General features: G+C 66.3%; 18 protein-coding genes. 11 read left to right on the plus strand and 7 right to left on the minus strand.

Annotated features, from left to right (window positions below; translation table 11 throughout):
- Positions 1 to 132 precede the first annotated feature (132 nt).
- The 5 genes from rplI to ACVOLJ_RS01965 form a co-directional block, all read right to left on the minus strand.
- Positions 133 to 585, minus strand: a complete 453-nt coding sequence (gene rplI, locus ACVOLJ_RS01945; RefSeq protein ID WP_475280598.1) for a 50S ribosomal protein L9 — start codon at positions 583 to 585, stop codon at positions 133 to 135.
- Positions 586 to 689: 104 nt separating this feature from the next.
- Positions 690 to 920 carry a 30S ribosomal protein S18 gene (rpsR, locus tag ACVOLJ_RS01950; RefSeq protein ID WP_005926280.1) on the minus strand — a complete coding sequence of 77 codons (231 nt, stop codon included), beginning with the start codon at positions 918 to 920 and terminating at the stop codon, positions 690 to 692.
- 11 nt (positions 921 to 931) lie between these two features.
- Positions 932 to 1,372, minus strand: a complete 441-nt coding sequence (rpsF, locus tag ACVOLJ_RS01955; protein WP_475280599.1) for a 30S ribosomal protein S6 — start codon at positions 1,370 to 1,372, stop codon at positions 932 to 934.
- Positions 1,373 to 1,576: 204 nt separating this feature from the next.
- Entirely contained in the window at positions 1,577 to 2,119 is a 543-nt protein-coding gene (locus ACVOLJ_RS01960) for a CbrC family protein (protein WP_481563319.1), read from the minus strand.
- A 59-nt stretch (positions 2,120 to 2,178) separates the two neighbouring features.
- Positions 2,179 to 2,517, minus strand: coding sequence for a HesB/IscA family protein (locus ACVOLJ_RS01965; protein ID WP_475280601.1), 339 nt, complete (start codon positions 2,515 to 2,517; stop codon positions 2,179 to 2,181).
- Between the two features lie 131 nt (positions 2,518 to 2,648).
- Here ACVOLJ_RS01965 and asnS point away from each other — a divergent pair, with 131 nt between their 5' ends.
- The 11 genes from asnS (at position 2,649) to ACVOLJ_RS02020 (ending at position 12,189) form a co-directional block, all read left to right on the plus strand.
- Positions 2,649 to 4,043 (plus strand): asparagine--tRNA ligase, encoded by a 1,395-nt coding sequence (asnS, locus tag ACVOLJ_RS01970; protein WP_475280602.1) that lies wholly within the window; start codon positions 2,649 to 2,651, stop codon positions 4,041 to 4,043.
- A 29-nt stretch (positions 4,044 to 4,072) separates the two neighbouring features.
- On the plus strand, positions 4,073 to 4,372 hold the full coding sequence (locus tag ACVOLJ_RS01975) for a hypothetical protein (protein ID WP_053515445.1): 300 nt from the start codon (positions 4,073 to 4,075) through the stop codon (positions 4,370 to 4,372).
- A gap of 7 nt (positions 4,373 to 4,379) precedes the next feature.
- On the plus strand, positions 4,380 to 4,694 hold the full coding sequence (locus ACVOLJ_RS01980; protein WP_475280603.1) for a hypothetical protein: 315 nt from the start codon (positions 4,380 to 4,382) through the stop codon (positions 4,692 to 4,694).
- 9 nt (positions 4,695 to 4,703) lie between these two features.
- Positions 4,704 to 5,342 carry an FMN-binding negative transcriptional regulator gene (locus tag ACVOLJ_RS01985; RefSeq protein WP_475280604.1) on the plus strand — a complete coding sequence of 213 codons (639 nt, stop codon included), beginning with the start codon at positions 4,704 to 4,706 and terminating at the stop codon, positions 5,340 to 5,342.
- A gap of 74 nt (positions 5,343 to 5,416) precedes the next feature.
- Complete coding sequence (gene can / locus ACVOLJ_RS01990) at positions 5,417 to 6,079, plus strand: carbonate dehydratase (RefSeq protein ID WP_475280605.1); 663 nt, start codon at positions 5,417 to 5,419, stop codon at positions 6,077 to 6,079.
- Positions 6,080 to 6,097: 18 nt separating this feature from the next.
- Positions 6,098 to 6,619, plus strand: coding sequence for a 3-hydroxyanthranilate 3,4-dioxygenase (locus ACVOLJ_RS01995; protein WP_475280606.1), 522 nt, complete (start codon positions 6,098 to 6,100; stop codon positions 6,617 to 6,619).
- A gap of 162 nt (positions 6,620 to 6,781) precedes the next feature.
- On the plus strand, positions 6,782 to 8,056 hold the full coding sequence (gene kynU, locus ACVOLJ_RS02000; RefSeq protein ID WP_475280607.1) for a kynureninase: 1,275 nt from the start codon (positions 6,782 to 6,784) through the stop codon (positions 8,054 to 8,056).
- A gap of 30 nt (positions 8,057 to 8,086) precedes the next feature.
- Positions 8,087 to 9,454, plus strand: a complete 1,368-nt coding sequence (locus ACVOLJ_RS02005) for an FAD-dependent oxidoreductase (RefSeq protein ID WP_481563320.1) — start codon at positions 8,087 to 8,089, stop codon at positions 9,452 to 9,454.
- The gene (gene sbcB / locus ACVOLJ_RS02010; RefSeq protein WP_481563321.1) at positions 9,454 to 10,893 is read left to right on the plus strand and encodes an exodeoxyribonuclease I; all 1,440 of its coding nucleotides are present in this window, start codon (positions 9,454 to 9,456) and stop codon (positions 10,891 to 10,893) included. Before ACVOLJ_RS02005 ends, sbcB begins: the two co-directional genes overlap by 1 nt.
- A complete protein-coding gene (locus ACVOLJ_RS02015) occupies positions 10,890 to 11,576 on the plus strand; it encodes a DUF2461 domain-containing protein (RefSeq protein ID WP_475280610.1) in 687 nt (228 codons plus the stop codon). The genes sbcB and ACVOLJ_RS02015 overlap by 4 nt, the downstream gene beginning before the upstream one ends.
- A gap of 61 nt (positions 11,577 to 11,637) precedes the next feature.
- Complete coding sequence (locus ACVOLJ_RS02020; RefSeq protein WP_481563322.1) at positions 11,638 to 12,189, plus strand: DUF2939 domain-containing protein; 552 nt, start codon at positions 11,638 to 11,640, stop codon at positions 12,187 to 12,189.
- Between the two features lie 105 nt (positions 12,190 to 12,294).
- On the opposite strand, the gene ACVOLJ_RS02025 is transcribed toward ACVOLJ_RS02020, so the two are convergent.
- Positions 12,295 to 13,239, minus strand: coding sequence for a 5'-nucleotidase (locus ACVOLJ_RS02025; RefSeq protein WP_481563323.1), 945 nt, complete (start codon positions 13,237 to 13,239; stop codon positions 12,295 to 12,297).
- Positions 13,240 to 13,286: 47 nt separating this feature from the next.
- Positions 13,287 to 14,060, minus strand: coding sequence for an NAD kinase (locus ACVOLJ_RS02030; protein WP_481563324.1), 774 nt, complete (start codon positions 14,058 to 14,060; stop codon positions 13,287 to 13,289).
- Positions 14,061 to 14,377 lie beyond the last annotated feature (317 nt).

A 14,377-nucleotide genomic window follows, 5' to 3' on the forward strand; every position in this document is an offset into this window, starting at 1 on the left:
GGGCGTGGAACATTGCCCGCCCGGGGATGCGGTCGCGCATCGCGCGACACCGCCTGCAGGGCGTCCGCCCAAAACAAAACGGGCACCCTTGCGGGCGCCCGTTCCGGTGATACCAGGCCTTGCGGCGTGGGATCAGGCCTTTTCGGCTTCAACCACGACCTTGACGGTGGTCTCGACGTCCGCGTGCAGGTGCACCAGGACTTCGTACTCGCCAATGTTGCGGAAGGCGCCTTCGCCCAGGATGACTTCGCTCTTGCTCAGCGGCAGGCCGGCAGCGGTGAAGGCATCGGCGATTTCGCGGGCGCCGACCGAGCCGTACAGCTTGCCTTCGGTCGAAGCGTTGGCGGCGACGGTCACGCTCGCGCCTTCCAGCTTGGCCTTGCGGCTTTCAGCGTCGGCGTGGATGGACTGCGCCTTGGCTTCGTAGTCGGCGCGCTTGGCTTCGAACTCGGCCTTGTTGCTCTCGGTGGCCGGCACGGCCTTGCCCTGCGGCACGAGGAAGTTACGGCCGTAGCCCGGCTTCACGTCGACCAGGTCGCCCAGGTTGCCGAGGTTGGTGACTTTCTGCAGAAGAATCAGCTGCATGGTATTGCTCCAGATGAATTATTCGTTAGCGAGGCGATGGCCCCGCAGCGATGGCTGTCCGAATAGCTGGCACAGGGGGGCGGCACGTGGCCGCCCCGCCGGCATCAGATGTCGTGGTTGTCGGTGTACGGAATCAGGGCCAGGAAGCGAGCGCGCTTGACGGCGGTCGCCAGCTGACGCTGGTACTTCGACTTGGTACCGGTGACGCGGCTCGGCACGATCTTGCCGTTCTCGGTCAGGTACTGGCGCAGGGTGTTGAGATCCTTGTAATCGATCTCCTTGACACCTTCGGCGGTGAACTTGCAGAACTTGCGGCGACGGAAGAACTTGGACATGTCAGTGCTCCTTAAGCGGCCGAAGCGGCGTCGTCGCCGGCATCGTTGTCAGCGGCGGCGGGGGTGGTTTCGCCTTCTTCGTCATCACGACGACGACGCTCACCACGCTCGGGCTTGTCGCCCTTCTCGTCCTTGCTCTTCATGATCAGCGACTGCTCGGTGTCAGCCTCGTCACGCTTGATGACCAGGTTGCGCAGCACGGCGTCGTTGAAGCGGAAGCTTTCGGTCAGCTCGGTCAGCACGGCCTGGTCGGCTTCGATGTTCAGCAGCACGTAGTGCGCCTTCACCAGGTTCTGGATCGGGTACGCCAGCTGGCGGCGGCCCCAGTCTTCCAGACGGTGGATGGTGCCGTTGCCGTTCTCGACCAGCGACTTGTAGCGCTCGATCATGGCCGGGACCTGCTCGCTCTGGTCCGGGTGGACCATGAACACGATTTCGTAATGACGACTCATGTTTTTTCTACCTTTCGGATGTGGCCCGTTCGGGCCGGACAGCCCCCCGCCGTTGATACCGCGGTGGGGCAAGGGCTCCTGCCAGGGAGGCAGGAAGCCGCGCATTATGGCGTAGATGGGGCTGCCGGGCAACCGGCGAGCCGCAGAGCGAGCTGAACCTGGCAACGCTGGGCCATGCCCGGCGGACGCGGAAGCCGGCCCGGGCTACCCCAGATCCACATGCAGGCGATGCTGGCCGCATTCCAGGCACTGGAACAGGCAACCGACCATCATCCCGTCCCGACCCAGGTGCGCCAGCACCCAGTCGGCGTCGCGTGGATTGACTGCCGCCACATCGGGCCGGACCTGATCGAGGATGGGCAGCAGATCTTCGCTGCCGGCGAAGCCGAGGAAGGCACAAGGCCGCTCACAATGGCTCAGCCAGACCGATTGCTGCCAGGACGAGTAGCCCGGGGTGCGCTCGCAGATCTCCAGCAGCAGCTCGCGGGCGATGGTCGGCGGCGGATCGGCCGGATCCGGGGATACCCCCTCGATATCGCTCCAGCCGGTGAATTCCCCCTCATAACTGGCCGCTGCCCTGCCATCGGCGATACACCAGGGGCACAGGTAATCCGGGCACAGGCGGGTGTAGAACGGCCCCCGGTAGCGCAGTGTCCGCGGCTCGCCACAGCAGTCGCAGACCCCCGCAATGTCCTCGAAGGACAGTGCGTAGGCGTTCGGGTAATAGGTGAAAACCGGTCGTTCCATCCATGGATCCCTCGCCCCGGTAGCGCCGGGCCATGCCCGGCGGACGCGGAAGCCGGCCCTCAGGCCTTGTCGGCGTCGGTGGTGAAGCTCTCGCCGCAGCCGCACTCAGCGGTCGCGTTCGGGTTTGTGAACGTGAAGGTCTCGCTCAAGCCGTGCTTGCCGAAGTCGATCACGGTGCCATCCACCAGGGCCAGGCTCTTGGCGTCGACGAAGATCTTGACCCCGTCCTGGTCGAACACGGTGTCGCCCTCGCGCTCGTCACGGGCCAGGTCGGTGATATGCCCCCAGCCGGAGCAGCCGGTCTTGGTCACGCCGAAACGCAGGCCCAGCGCGCCGGGGGTCTGGGCGACAAAGCGCTGCACGCGCTCGAAGGCAACGGGGGTCAGGCTGACAGCCATGGGGATTCACTCCAGAGGTACGGGGACATTATAAGGAGCCGGCGGCCGCGAAAAATGCCTCGCAAGCAGAACGCTGCAACCGGTAAACTCCCGTGTTCACAGATCGAGTCGATCAGCAGAGGATTCAAGTCATGACGGTGGTCAGCGTTGAACATGCGCTTGCCGGGAAGATCCCGGAAGGCGGCGAAGTCACGGTACGCGGATGGGTGCGCACGGTGCGCGGTTCAGCGAATCTGGCTTTCGTGAATGTGACCGACGGTTCGTGCTTCGCCCCGATCCAGGTCGTGGCCGGCGACAGCCTTGCCAACTTCGACGAGGTCAAGCGCCTGACCACCGGCTGCTCGCTGGTGGCCACCGGCACCCTGGTGAAGTCGCAGGGCAAGGGCCAGTCGTTCGAGATCCAGGCCAGCGCGGTCGAGGTGGTCGGCTGGGTCGAAGACCCGCTCACCTACCCGATCCAGCCCAAGCCGATGACGCCGGAGTTCCTGCGTGAAGTGGCGCACCTGCGCCCGCGCACCAACCTGTTCGGCGCGGTCACCCGCATCCGCAACTGCCTGTCCCAGGCCGTGCACCGTTTCTTCCACGAGAACGGCTTCAACTGGATCAGCACCCCGATCATCACCACCTCCGATGCCGAAGGCGCCGGCCAGATGTTCCGCGTGTCCACCCTGGACATGGTGAACCTGCCGCGTGACGCCCAGGGCGGGATCGACTTCAGCCGCGACTTCTTCGGCAAGGAAACCTTCCTGACCGTGTCCGGCCAGCTGAACGTCGAGGCCTACTGCCTGGCGCTGAGCAAGGTCTACACCTTCGGCCCGACCTTCCGCGCCGAGAACAGCCACACCACCCGCCATCTGGCGGAGTTCTGGATGATCGAGCCGGAAATCGCCTTCGCCGACCTGGCCGAAGACGCCCGCCTGGCCGAAGAGTTCCTGAAGTACCTGTTCCGCGCAGTGCTCAACGAGCGCGGCGACGACCTGGCCTTCATCGCCGAGCGCGTGGACAAGAACGCGATCACCAAGCTGGAAGACTTCATCAACGCGCCGTTCGAGCGCATCGATTACACCGATGCGGTCACCCTGCTGCAGAAGTCCGGCAAGAAGTTCGACTTCCCGGTGGAATGGGGCCTGGACCTGCAGACCGAGCACGAGCGCTGGCTGACCGAGGAACACGTCGGTCGCCCGGTGGTGGTGACCAACTACCCCGAGCACATCAAGGCCTTCTACATGCGCCTGAACGACGACGGCAAGACCGTCGCGGCGATGGACGTGCTGGCCCCGGGCATTGGCGAGATCATCGGCGGCAGCCAGCGCGAAGAGCGCCTGGACGTGCTGGATGCACGCATGGCGCAGTTCGGCCTGGATCGCGAGCACTACAGCTGGTACCGCGATTTCCGCCGCTACGGCTCGGTGCCGCACGCCGGCTTCGGCCTGGGCTTCGAGCGCCTGGTGGTCTATGTCTGCGGCCTGTCCAACATCCGCGACTCGATCCCCTACCCGCGCGCCCCGGGCAGCGCGGACTTCTAAGCCCACACGACCACGGAGGCACCGCTGCCATGACCCTGTTCTTCGCCCTGTGTTTCGTCGGCGTGGCAGTGGCCGGTTTCAGTGCCTTCGTGATCTTCTGGCCGCTGACCCTGGTGCACGTGCGTGACCGCCACCCGGCGCTCGCGCAGCGCTTCGGCAGCGGCGCCTTCCTCAAGCCCGACGCCCTGGCCTGGTTGCTGCGCCGTGACTATCGGCAGCAACCGGACCGCTCGCTGTCGGGGCTGGCGACACCGGCATGGGTATCGCTGCTGACCCTGCTGGCCGGACTGGGCATGGCTGCCCTGCTCTGGCTGGCCTCGCTCTGGTAAGACACACATGAACGATTCTTCCGACGCCCGCGACAGCTGGTGGCTGGCCAGCCTCGGCAACACCCTGATCTGGGCGCGCCTGCGCATCCGCGCGGCCGGCACCGCCGAAGTACTCGACAGCGATGGCAACACGCTGAGCTACGACAGTGAAGACACGGCGCGCTCGCAGTTGTTCGACGCTGAATTCGTCGAATACGACGGCCTGGATGAAGAAGATGCGCTGGTGCGCGGCTTCTCGCTGCACGAAGTGCAACCGCCGCAGGCCGGCAGCGACGAAGGCCTGCACGGTCGCATGGTGCAGTCACTCGGCAGCCGCGCCTGAGGCCACCGGATGTTCACCCCTCGCGCTTTCGCCGAAACCGACCTGCTGTGGCTGGACCGACTGCTGGCGCGTGATCCGTTCGTCACCGTGCTGACTGCCGGTAGCGATGGCCTGCCCGAACTGACGCGGCTGCCGGTGCTGTACCGGCGCGATGGCGACCGCATCGAGCTGCGGGGGCACTGGGCCCGCGCCAACCCGCAGGCGCGCCACAACGGTGCAGCCAAGGTGCTGGTGGACGGCCCGCATGCCTACGTATCGGCCAGCTGGTACCCCGACAAGGAACCGGCGGCACGCGTGCCCACCTGGAACTATGCCGCCGCCGAACTGCGCGGCCAGCTCCAGCGCTTCGACGATACAGATGAACTGGCCCAGCTGGTCAGCGACATCGGTAACCATTTCGAAGCCAGCGTCGGCCAGGCCTGGCAGTTCGAGCCGCAGCGCGACGACCACCGCCGCCAGCTGCGCGGCATCGTCGGCTTCTGCTTCATCGTCGAGCACGTGCAGCTGGCGTTGAAGCTGAGCCAGAACCACCCCGAGGCCAACCAGCAGGCGGTGATCGCCGAGTTGGAGCGGCTGGACGCGCAGCCTTCCACCGAGCTGGCGCAGTGGATGCGCTGGCACCGCGACGAGGTCGCCACCGGCGGCTGAGCGCACCGTTTCCCGCGACGACGTGGCCGGTCCGGCCACGCCTTGCTCCCCACCCGACGTCAGGGACAACCGAAATGAAAGACATCCACAAGCTGCTGCAGAACAACCGCGACTGGGCCGACCGCATCGAGAAGGAAGACCCCGAGTTCTTCCACCAGCTGGCCAAGCAGCAGCATCCGGAATATCTGTGGATCGGTTGTTCCGATTCGCGCGTGCCGGCCAACCAGATCATCGGCATGGCCCCGGGCGAAGTATTCGTGCACCGCAATGTGGCCAACGTGGTGGCCCACACCGACCTGAACTGCCTGAGCGTGGTGCAGTACGCGGTGGACCAGCTGAAGGTCAAGCACATCCTGATCGTGGGCCACTACGGCTGCGGCGGCGTGCATGCCTGCCTGCACAATACCCGCGTAGGCCTGGCCGACAACTGGCTGCGCCACGTCGGCGACGTGATGCAGAAGCACAGCGCGATCATCGAGGCGATCGAGACCGATGAGCTCAAGCACGCGCGCCTGTGCGAACTGAACGTCATCGAGCAGGTGGCCAACCTGTGCCGCTCGACCATCGTGCAGGACGCCTGGGCACGCGGCCAGAAGCTGATGGTGCACGGCTGGGTCTACAGCCTGAAGGACGGCCGCGTGCGCGAGATGGGCATCGACGTCGGCGCCCTGGAAGAACTGCAGCCGGCTTACGAGAAGGCCCTGTCCTACGTCCCGCGCAAGGGCAAGCGCGACTGATCCCCACGGAACCCGACCATGCTCGCCTCCCCGATCAACCTGCACGCCTGGATCGAAGAACACCGCCACCTGTTGAAGCCGCCGGTGGGCAACAAGATGATCGACAACGGCGATTTCATCGTAATGGTGGTCGGAGGGCCGAATTCGCGCACCGATTACCACTACGACGAAGGCCCGGAGTGGTTCTACCAGCTTGAAGGCGAGATGGTGCTGAAGGTGCAGGAGGACGGCGCGGTACGCGACATTCCGATCCGCGCCGGCGAGATTTTCCTGCTGCCTGCAAAGGTGCCGCACTCGCCGCGGCGCCCGCCCGGCGGCATCGGCCTGGTGGTTGAACGCAAGCGCCTGCCGCACGAGCTGGATGGCGTGATCTGGCATTGCGAACGCTGCAACCACAAGCTGCATGAAGAGTTCTTCGCACTGCAGAACATCGAGACCGACCTGCCGAAGGTATTCGCGCGGTACCAGGCGAGCATCGCGCTGCGCACCTGCAGCGAATGCGGTCACGTGGACCCGCTGCCCACGCCCGTGGCGGGCTGAACGATCGAACGGTAGATGCCCACCTTGGTGGGCGCCTGGTCGCACGTGCGCCAACCAAGGTTGACGACTACCGGATCATGCGGCGCTGGCGCTGGGTTCGCAGACGCCGCGGCAGGCCCCAGGCGCTACACTGGCAGCCCCGTTGCAGCCTGTTGCCCGACCATGTCCGACCTGCTCAGCCGCACCCACGCCATTGCCCTGGACGCCGCCGATCCGCTGCGCCCGCTGCGTAACGAATTCCTGATTCCGCGCCACGGTGCTGGGGAGCAGACCTACTTCGTGGGCAACTCGCTGGGCCTGCAACCGCGCGGCGCACAGGCGGCGGTGCAGGAAGTGATGAAGCAGTGGGGTGAACTGGCAGTGGAAGGCCACTTCACCGGGCCGACCCAGTGGCTGTCCTATCACCGCCTGGTCAGCGCGCAGCTGGCCCGCGTGGTCGGCGCGCTGCCCAGCGAAGTGGTGGCGATGAACACGCTGAGCGTGAACCTGCACCTGATGATGGTCAGCTTCTACCGGCCCACCGCAGAACGTCCGGTGATCCTGATGGAGGCCGGCGCATTCCCGACCGACCGCCATGCGGTGGAGGCGCAGATCCGCTTCCATGGTTTCGACCCGGCCGACTGCCTGGTGGAAGTGCAGCCGGATGAAGCCCAGGGCACGATTTCGATGGCCGCCATCGAACGCGCCATCAGCGAGCACGGCCCACGCCTGGCGCTGGTGCTGTGGCCCGGGGTGCAATACCGCAGCGGGCAAGCGTTCGATCTTGACGCGATCACCCGTGCCGCACGCCTGCAGGGCGCGCGCATCGGTTTCGATCTTGCCCATTCGGTCGGCAACCTGCCGCTGCACCTGCATGACGTTGCCCCGGACTTCGCCGTGTGGTGCCACTACAAGTATCTCAACAGCGGCCCCGGTGCCGTTGCCGGTGCGTTCGTGCACGAGCGCCACCATCGCGACACCACGCTGCCGCGGTTTGCCGGCTGGTGGGGCCACGACGAAGCCACCCGCTTCCAGATGGCGCCACAGTTCCAGCCGGCCGTCGGCGCAGAGGGCTGGCAGCTGAGCAATCCGCCGATTCTCGGCCTGGCGCCGCTGCGCGCATCGCTGGATCTGTTCGAGCGCGCCGGCATGGAATCGCTGCGCAGCAAGTCGCTGGCCCTTACCGGCATGCTCGACGGGCTGGTCCGCGCACGCCTGCCGCAGGTGCTGGACATCGTCACCCCGGCCGAGCCGGAACGTCGCGGCTGCCAGTTGTCGCTGCGGGTGATCGGCGGCCGTGAGCGCGGCCGCGCCTTGTTCGAACACCTGCGCGCAATCGGCGTGCTGGGTGACTGGCGCGAGCCGGATGTGATCCGCATCTCGCCCACCCCGCTCTACAACCGCTACCTGGACGTGCACCATTTCGTCGAGGAAGTGGAAGCCTGGGCTGGCCTGTAAGCGCCCCCTCTCCTACTGCTGGACAGTTCGTTGATCGCACATGCATCCCGCTCACTGAGCATCATCGGTGCCGGCCTGGCCGGATCCCTGCTGGCCATCCTGCTGTCGCGGCAGGGCTGGCGCATCACCCTGTACGAACGCCGCGGCGACCCGCGCATTGCCGACTACGAGAGCGGCCGCTCGATCAACCTTGCGCTGGCCGAACGCGGGCGCAACGCGCTGCGCCAGGCCGGGGTGGAAGAGGAAGTGATGGCGCGCGCGGTGATGATGCGCGGCCGCATGGTGCACCCGCGCGAAGGCGAGCCACAGCTGCAGCGCTACGGTCGTGACGACAGCGAAGTGATCTGGTCGATTCACCGCAGCGACCTGAATACCACGCTGCTGGAACTGGCCGAGCAGGCCGGCGCCACCGTGCATTTCCATCGTCGCCTGCACACCGTGGACTTCGACGCCGGCTACGCCCGCTTCATCGACGACCGCGACGACAGCCCGCACGACATCCGCTTCGACACGCTTATCGGTGCCGATGGCGCCGGTTCGGCGTTGCGCGCTGCGATGAACCGCCGCGATCCGTTGGGAGAAGACATTGCCTTCCTCGACCATTCGTACAAGGAGCTGGAGATTCCGCCCAGCGAAGGCGGCGGTTTCCGCATCGAGCGCAATGCACTGCACATCTGGCCACGCGGCCACTACATGTGCATCGCGCTGCCCAACCACGAGGGCACGTTCACGGTGACCCTGTTCCTGCCCAACCATGGTGACCCCAGCTTTACCACGGTCAACAGTGGCGAACAGGCCGAAGCGCTGTTCGCGCGCGAATTCGCTGACACCCTGCCGCTGATTCCGAACCTGCGCGCGGACTGGGACCAGCATCCACCCGGGCTGCTCGGCACCCTCACCCTGCAACGCTGGCACCAGCAGGGCCGCGCGGTGCTGATCGGAGACGCCGCGCACGCGATGGTGCCGTTCCATGGGCAGGGCATGAACTGCGCCTTCGAGGACTGCGTTGCCCTCGCCCGCCATCTGCTGGAGGCCGATCAACTGGAAGATGCTTTCGCCGCGTTCGAGGCCGAACGCAAGCCGAATGCACGCGCCATCCAGCAGATGGCGCTGGAAAATTATCTGGAGATGCGCGACCGCGTCGCCGAACCCGCCTTCCTGCTGCAGCGCGAACTGGAACAGGAGCTCCAGCGGCGCTGGCCGACGCGCTTCGTGCCGCATTACACGATGGTCACCTTCCTGCACACGCCGTACGCCGAAGCGCTGCGCCGCACCGACATCCAGCGCGACATGCTGGTTGCTGCCACCGTCGGCCACCAGACGCTGGACAACATCGACTGGGATGCACTGGAAGCGCAGATCCACGCGCGCCTGCCGGTGCTGGAGGGTGCACACTGATGGCCGACAGCTTCCTGTTCTACGACCTGGAAACCTTCGGCCAGGACCCGCGCCGCACCCGCATCGCGCAGTACGCCGGCATCCGCACCGACAGCGACCTCAATGAGATCGATGCGCCGGTCAGCTTTTTCGTGCGCCCGGCCGATGACCTGCTGCCCTCGCCGATGGCGACGATGGTCACCGGCATCACGCCGCAACAGGCGCTGGCCGAGGGCATCAGCGAGGCCGAAGCCTTCGACCGCATCAATGAACAGTTCTCGCGCCCCGGCACCTGCGCACTGGGCTACAACACCCTTCGTTTCGACGACGAGTTCATCCGCTACGGCCTGTTCCGCAATTTCCACGACCCCTATGAGCGGGAATGGCGCAACGGCAATTCGCGCTGGGATCTGCTGGACATGCTGCGGCTGATGCACGCCATCCGGCCCGACGGCATCCAGTGGCCCAAGCGCGAAGACGGCGCTACCTCGTTCAAGCTGGAGCACCTCGCTCAGGCCAACGATGTGCGCGAGGGTGATGCCCACGAAGCACTGTCCGACGTGCGGGCGACGATCGGCATGGCGCGCCTGTTCAAGCAGTCGCAGCCACGCCTGTGGGACTACGCGCTGAAACTGCGCGACAAGCGCTTCGTCGCCAGCCTGCTGGATATCGCCGCGTTGAAGCCGGTGCTGCACATTTCAATGCGCTATCCGGCCAGCCGCCTGTGCGCGGCGCCCGTGCTGCCGCTGGCAATGCACCCGACCATCAACAACCGGGTGATCGTGTTCGACCTCGACGGTGACATCGACGATCTGCTGGAACTGCCTGCCGAGGTGATCGCACAACGCCTGTACCTGCGTGCGAGCGAGCTCCCCGAGGGTGCAGCACGGGTGCCCCTGAAGGAAGTGCATCTGAACAAGGTGCCGGCATTGATCGCCTGGAATCACCTGCGTGCCGATGACCACGCGCGCCTTGGCCTGGACGTGGTGGGCATCGAGGGCAAGGTCGAGCGGCTGCGCGGGTTTGCGCCGCAGTTGGCCGAGAAGGCACGCCAAGTCTACAACCAGCCGCGGCCACAAGGCGTTTCCGATGTGGACGCCTCGCTGTACGACGGCTTCCTCGGTGCCGGTGACAAGCCGTTGCTGGCATTGGCGCGGACCACGCCTGCCGACCAGCTGGCGGAACTGGAAGGCCGCTTCCGCGATCCGCGCCTGCCTGAACTGTTGTTCCGCTACCGCGCCCGCAACCATCCAGACAGCCTCATGCCTGAAGACCGCCAGCGCTGGAACGATTACCGTCGCCAGCGCCTGTTCGGCGAGCAAGGCCTGGGCGAACTCAACCTGTCCCAGTACCAGCAGCAGCTGGATGCACTGGCCGCCGAGGCGCCCGACGACGCCCGTCGCGCCGCCCTGCTGCAATCGTTGCGTGACTGGGGCCAGCACCTGCAGGAAGACCTGTGAGCACGTATTTTTCCGACGCCAGTTTCAAGTTCCTGCGCAGCCTGGCACTGCACAACGAAAAGGCCTGGTTCAACGATCACCGCCAGCAGTACGAGGACCACGTGCGGCAGCCGTTCCTGCGCCTGCTGGGCGACCTGCAGCCGGCACTGACCGAGGTGAGCGGGCATTTCCGCGCAGATACCCGCGGCGTCGGCGGCTCGCTGTTCCGGATCCACCGTGACGCACGCTTCTCCAACGACAAATCACCCTACAAGACCTGGCAGGGTGCGCGGCTGTTCCATGAGCGACGCCGCGAAGTGGCAGCGCCCTCGTTCTACGTGCACCTGCAGCCAGGTGAAAGCTTCGTCGGCGCCGGGCTGTGGCATCCCGAACCGGATACCCAGCGCCGCGTCCGCCACTTCATCCTGGACAACCCCGGCAGCTGGAAGGCCGCCGCGCACGCTCCGGCGCTGCGCAAGCGCTTTGACTTCGAGGAGACCGAGAAGCTGGTGCGCCCGCCGCGTGGCTTCCCCGCCGATTTCGAATTCATCGACGACCTCAAGCACCGCAACTGGGTGATGTGGCGTTCGCTGGACGATGCCACCATGACCGGTCCACGCCTGCTGTCCACGCTCGCAAAGGACCTGGCGGCACTCGGGCCGTTCGTCGATTACCTGTGCGCCGCGCTGGACCTGGAATTCTGATGCGCAAGGGCATCACCCGGCGTTCACCCCGCGCGGCCGCACTTGCGGCAGTCTGGGCGCCATGAAGAAACTCATCGGCATCCTCGTCGCGCTCATGCTGGTCATTGCGGCCTGGTGGTTCAGCGGTCCGTACCTGACCGTGCATGGCCTGTCCAAGGCCATCGAGCAACGCGACACCTCGTGGCTGGAACGCTATGTGGACTTCCCGCGCGTGCGCGGCAGCGTCCGCGCGCAGCTCAATGATTACCTGGTGCGCCAGGCGGGGCCGGACATCGCGAGCAGCCCGTTCGGCGCACTGCTGTATGGCCTGGGCGACCAGCTGGGCGGCGCCGCCGTTGAAACGATGGTCACCCCGACCGGGATCGGCGCGATGTTGCAGGGGCACGTGCTGTGGAAGCGCGGCCGCAATGAACTGCAGGGCGGCGATGCCTTCGGTGCAACCGAACCGGCGCAGCCGCTGAAGCATGCCGAGCACCATTTCGAGGGGCTGGACCGTTTCGTGATCGACGTCGATCGCGGCCCGGGCCAACCGCCGTTGAAGGTGGTACTGGAACCACAGGGCCTGCGCTGGAAAGTGGTTGATCTGCAGCTGGGTTTGTCAGCCACCCCGTAACCGGTAGCCGCCCACCTTGGTGGGCGCCGCCATGCCAACCAAGGTTGGCATCTACCACACCATCGGGCAGTGCCAACCAACGGTTGGCACCCACCGGTCATGACCTCAGTCTTCGTTGGCGACCCCGTGCGGCACATGGCCGGCAGCCACGTGTTCGCGGGCACTGTCGATGTTGTGCTGTGAATCATCGAAGAAGATGTCGGCACCGAACGCCTGCAGGAACGGGCCCTTGTGGCGGCCGCCGAGGAACAGTGCCTCGTCCAGGCGCACGCCCCACTCGCGCAGGGTGCGGATCACCCGCTCATGTGCGGGTGCCGAACGCGCCGTCACCAGTGCGGTGCGGATCGGCGCGCTGTCGCCGGCCGGGAATACTTCCTGCAGCGTATGCAGTGCGGACAGGAAGCCGCGGAACGGGCCGCCGCTCAGCGGTTCGCGCGCACGTTCCCGCTCATGGCGACCGAAGGCTTCCACGCCCTGCTCGCGCGAAATGCGCTCACTCTCGTCACCGAAGATCACCGCGTCGCCATCGAAGGCGATGCGCAGCTGCCCGGCCGGGCGCGTGATATCGATCTGGTCCGCAGCGGCGGCAGCGGTTTCGCCCGGCGGCTTGGGCAGGATGGTGGCCGCAGCGATGCCATGGCGCAGCGCGCTGCGCACCGACTCCGGGTTGGCCGACAGGAACAGGTCGGTGCCGAACGGCTTCACGTAGGGCCAGGTGGGTTCGCCGGCGGTGAAGGTAGCGCGGATGATGCCCAGGCCGTAGTGCTGGATCGAATTGAAGATGCGCAGGCCGGTATCGGCCGAGTTGCGCGACAGCAGGATCACTTCCACGCGCGGATTCTCGGGGCTGGCGCCCTGGTTCAGGGCCAGCAGCTTGCGCACCACCGGGAAAGCCACGCCCGGCCCGAGGATGTCGTCCTCGTGCTGGCGCTGGTACTCGGCATAGGCGGCCACGCCATCGCTTTCAAACAGGGCGTGGCTCTCTTCAAGATCGAACAGCGCCCGCGAGGTCACCGCAACGGTCAGCAAACGGGGGGAATTGTCGCCCATCGGTGGGGTCCTTCAAGCGGTCGGCGGGGGCCGGCAGCGTATTGTCCTCAAAAAACGAACTGTTCGCTCATGATCCGGTCTTCGAGGTTGTGCTCGGGGTCGAACAGCAGGGTCACCCGGTGCTCGCGCGACTCGCGGATGGTCACCTCCACCACGTCGCGGGTCTCGTGCGAATCGGCGGTAACGCTGACCGGACGCTTGTAGGGATCAAGCACGCGGAAGCGCACTTCGGTGTCGGCCTTGAGGATGGCACCCCGCCAACGCCGGGGGCGGTACGGGGCCAGCGGCGTCAGCGCGATGGTATGCGAGCCCAGTGGCAGCACCGGCCCGTGTGCGGAATAGTTGTAGGCGGTGCTGCCGGCCGGCGTGGCCACCAGTACGCCATCGCCGATCAGCTCGGCCACCCGCTCCTGGCCGTTGAGGTCGATGCCGATATGTGCCGCCTGCCGGGTCTGGCGCAGCAATGACACGTCGTTGTAGGCCAGCGAGCCGGTGCTGGTGCCCGACTCGGTCAGTGCCAGCATTTCCAGGGGGCGCAGATGGGCCGGCTCGGCGCGGGCGATGCGCGCGTGCACGTCATCGTCGCCACGGTACTGGTTCATCAGGAAGCCGACCGTACCCAGCTTCATGCCGAACACCGGCTTGCCCAGATGGCCATGCCGGTGCAGGGTCTGCAGCATGAAACCATCGCCACCCAGCGGGCACAGCACGTCGGCCTTGTCCGGCGCATGGTCGCCATAGCGCGAAACCATGGCGGCACGGGCCATCTGCGCCGGCTCGGTGGTGCTGGCCAGGAAAGCGATGCGGGGGGTGTCGCTCATCGGTGGATCCGGGGGGAACTGGTGAAGAGCATAACCGAGCGCCGGGGGTTGGACCGCGCCGGGCGGATCACCCGCATATCAGCCGGGACACGCCGTAAACCCGTCCCTGGGGGCTCGATCGCGCCATCCATGGCGCTCACGGTCCCGGCGGATATGCCGGTCATCCACCTTGCAGGTTCACAGCCGGCGTCGAGTCAGGCGGTCGCAAAAGGCCAAAGGCAGAAACAGAACGGCCCCGCTTTCGCGGGGCCGTTCCTCCAACTACTGCAGATCAGGAGCCCCCCTGAGTCAGGGGGGCGCGCCAACGGCGCGGGGGT

Source organism: Stenotrophomonas sp. STEN046, from assembly GCF_056759755.1.

Bases quoted from the DNA above. Each gene is read 5' to 3' on its own strand.
- ACVOLJ_RS02020 (WP_481563322.1), top strand. From the start codon at position 11,638: ATGAAGAAACTCATCGGCATCCTCGTCGCGCTCATGCTGGTCATTGCG.
- ACVOLJ_RS01985 (WP_475280604.1), top strand. From the start codon at position 4,704: ATGTTCACCCCTCGCGCTTTCGCCGAAACCGACCTGCTGTGGCTGGAC.
- rpsF (WP_475280599.1), bottom strand. From the start codon at position 1,372: ATGAGTCGTCATTACGAAATCGTGTTCATGGTCCACCCGGACCAGAGC.
- ACVOLJ_RS01960 (WP_481563319.1), bottom strand. From the start codon at position 2,119: ATGGAACGACCGGTTTTCACCTATTACCCGAACGCCTACGCACTGTCC.
- ACVOLJ_RS02025 (WP_481563323.1), bottom strand. From the start codon at position 13,239: ATGGGCGACAATTCCCCCCGTTTGCTGACCGTTGCGGTGACCTCGCGG.
- ACVOLJ_RS01965 (WP_475280601.1), bottom strand. From the start codon at position 2,517: ATGGCTGTCAGCCTGACCCCCGTTGCCTTCGAGCGCGTGCAGCGCTTT.
- ACVOLJ_RS02030 (WP_481563324.1), bottom strand. From the start codon at position 14,060: ATGAGCGACACCCCCCGCATCGCTTTCCTGGCCAGCACCACCGAGCCG.
- rplI (WP_475280598.1), bottom strand. From the start codon at position 585: ATGCAGCTGATTCTTCTGCAGAAAGTCACCAACCTCGGCAACCTGGGC.
- sbcB (WP_481563321.1), top strand. From the start codon at position 9,454: ATGGCCGACAGCTTCCTGTTCTACGACCTGGAAACCTTCGGCCAGGAC.
- ACVOLJ_RS01980 (WP_475280603.1), top strand. From the start codon at position 4,380: ATGAACGATTCTTCCGACGCCCGCGACAGCTGGTGGCTGGCCAGCCTC.
- asnS (WP_475280602.1), top strand. From the start codon at position 2,649: ATGACGGTGGTCAGCGTTGAACATGCGCTTGCCGGGAAGATCCCGGAA.
- ACVOLJ_RS01975 (WP_053515445.1), top strand. From the start codon at position 4,073: ATGACCCTGTTCTTCGCCCTGTGTTTCGTCGGCGTGGCAGTGGCCGGT.
- rpsR (WP_005926280.1), bottom strand. From the start codon at position 920: ATGTCCAAGTTCTTCCGTCGCCGCAAGTTCTGCAAGTTCACCGCCGAA.
- ACVOLJ_RS01995 (WP_475280606.1), top strand. From the start codon at position 6,098: ATGCTCGCCTCCCCGATCAACCTGCACGCCTGGATCGAAGAACACCGC.
- kynU (WP_475280607.1), top strand. From the start codon at position 6,782: ATGTCCGACCTGCTCAGCCGCACCCACGCCATTGCCCTGGACGCCGCC.
- can (WP_475280605.1), top strand. From the start codon at position 5,417: ATGAAAGACATCCACAAGCTGCTGCAGAACAACCGCGACTGGGCCGAC.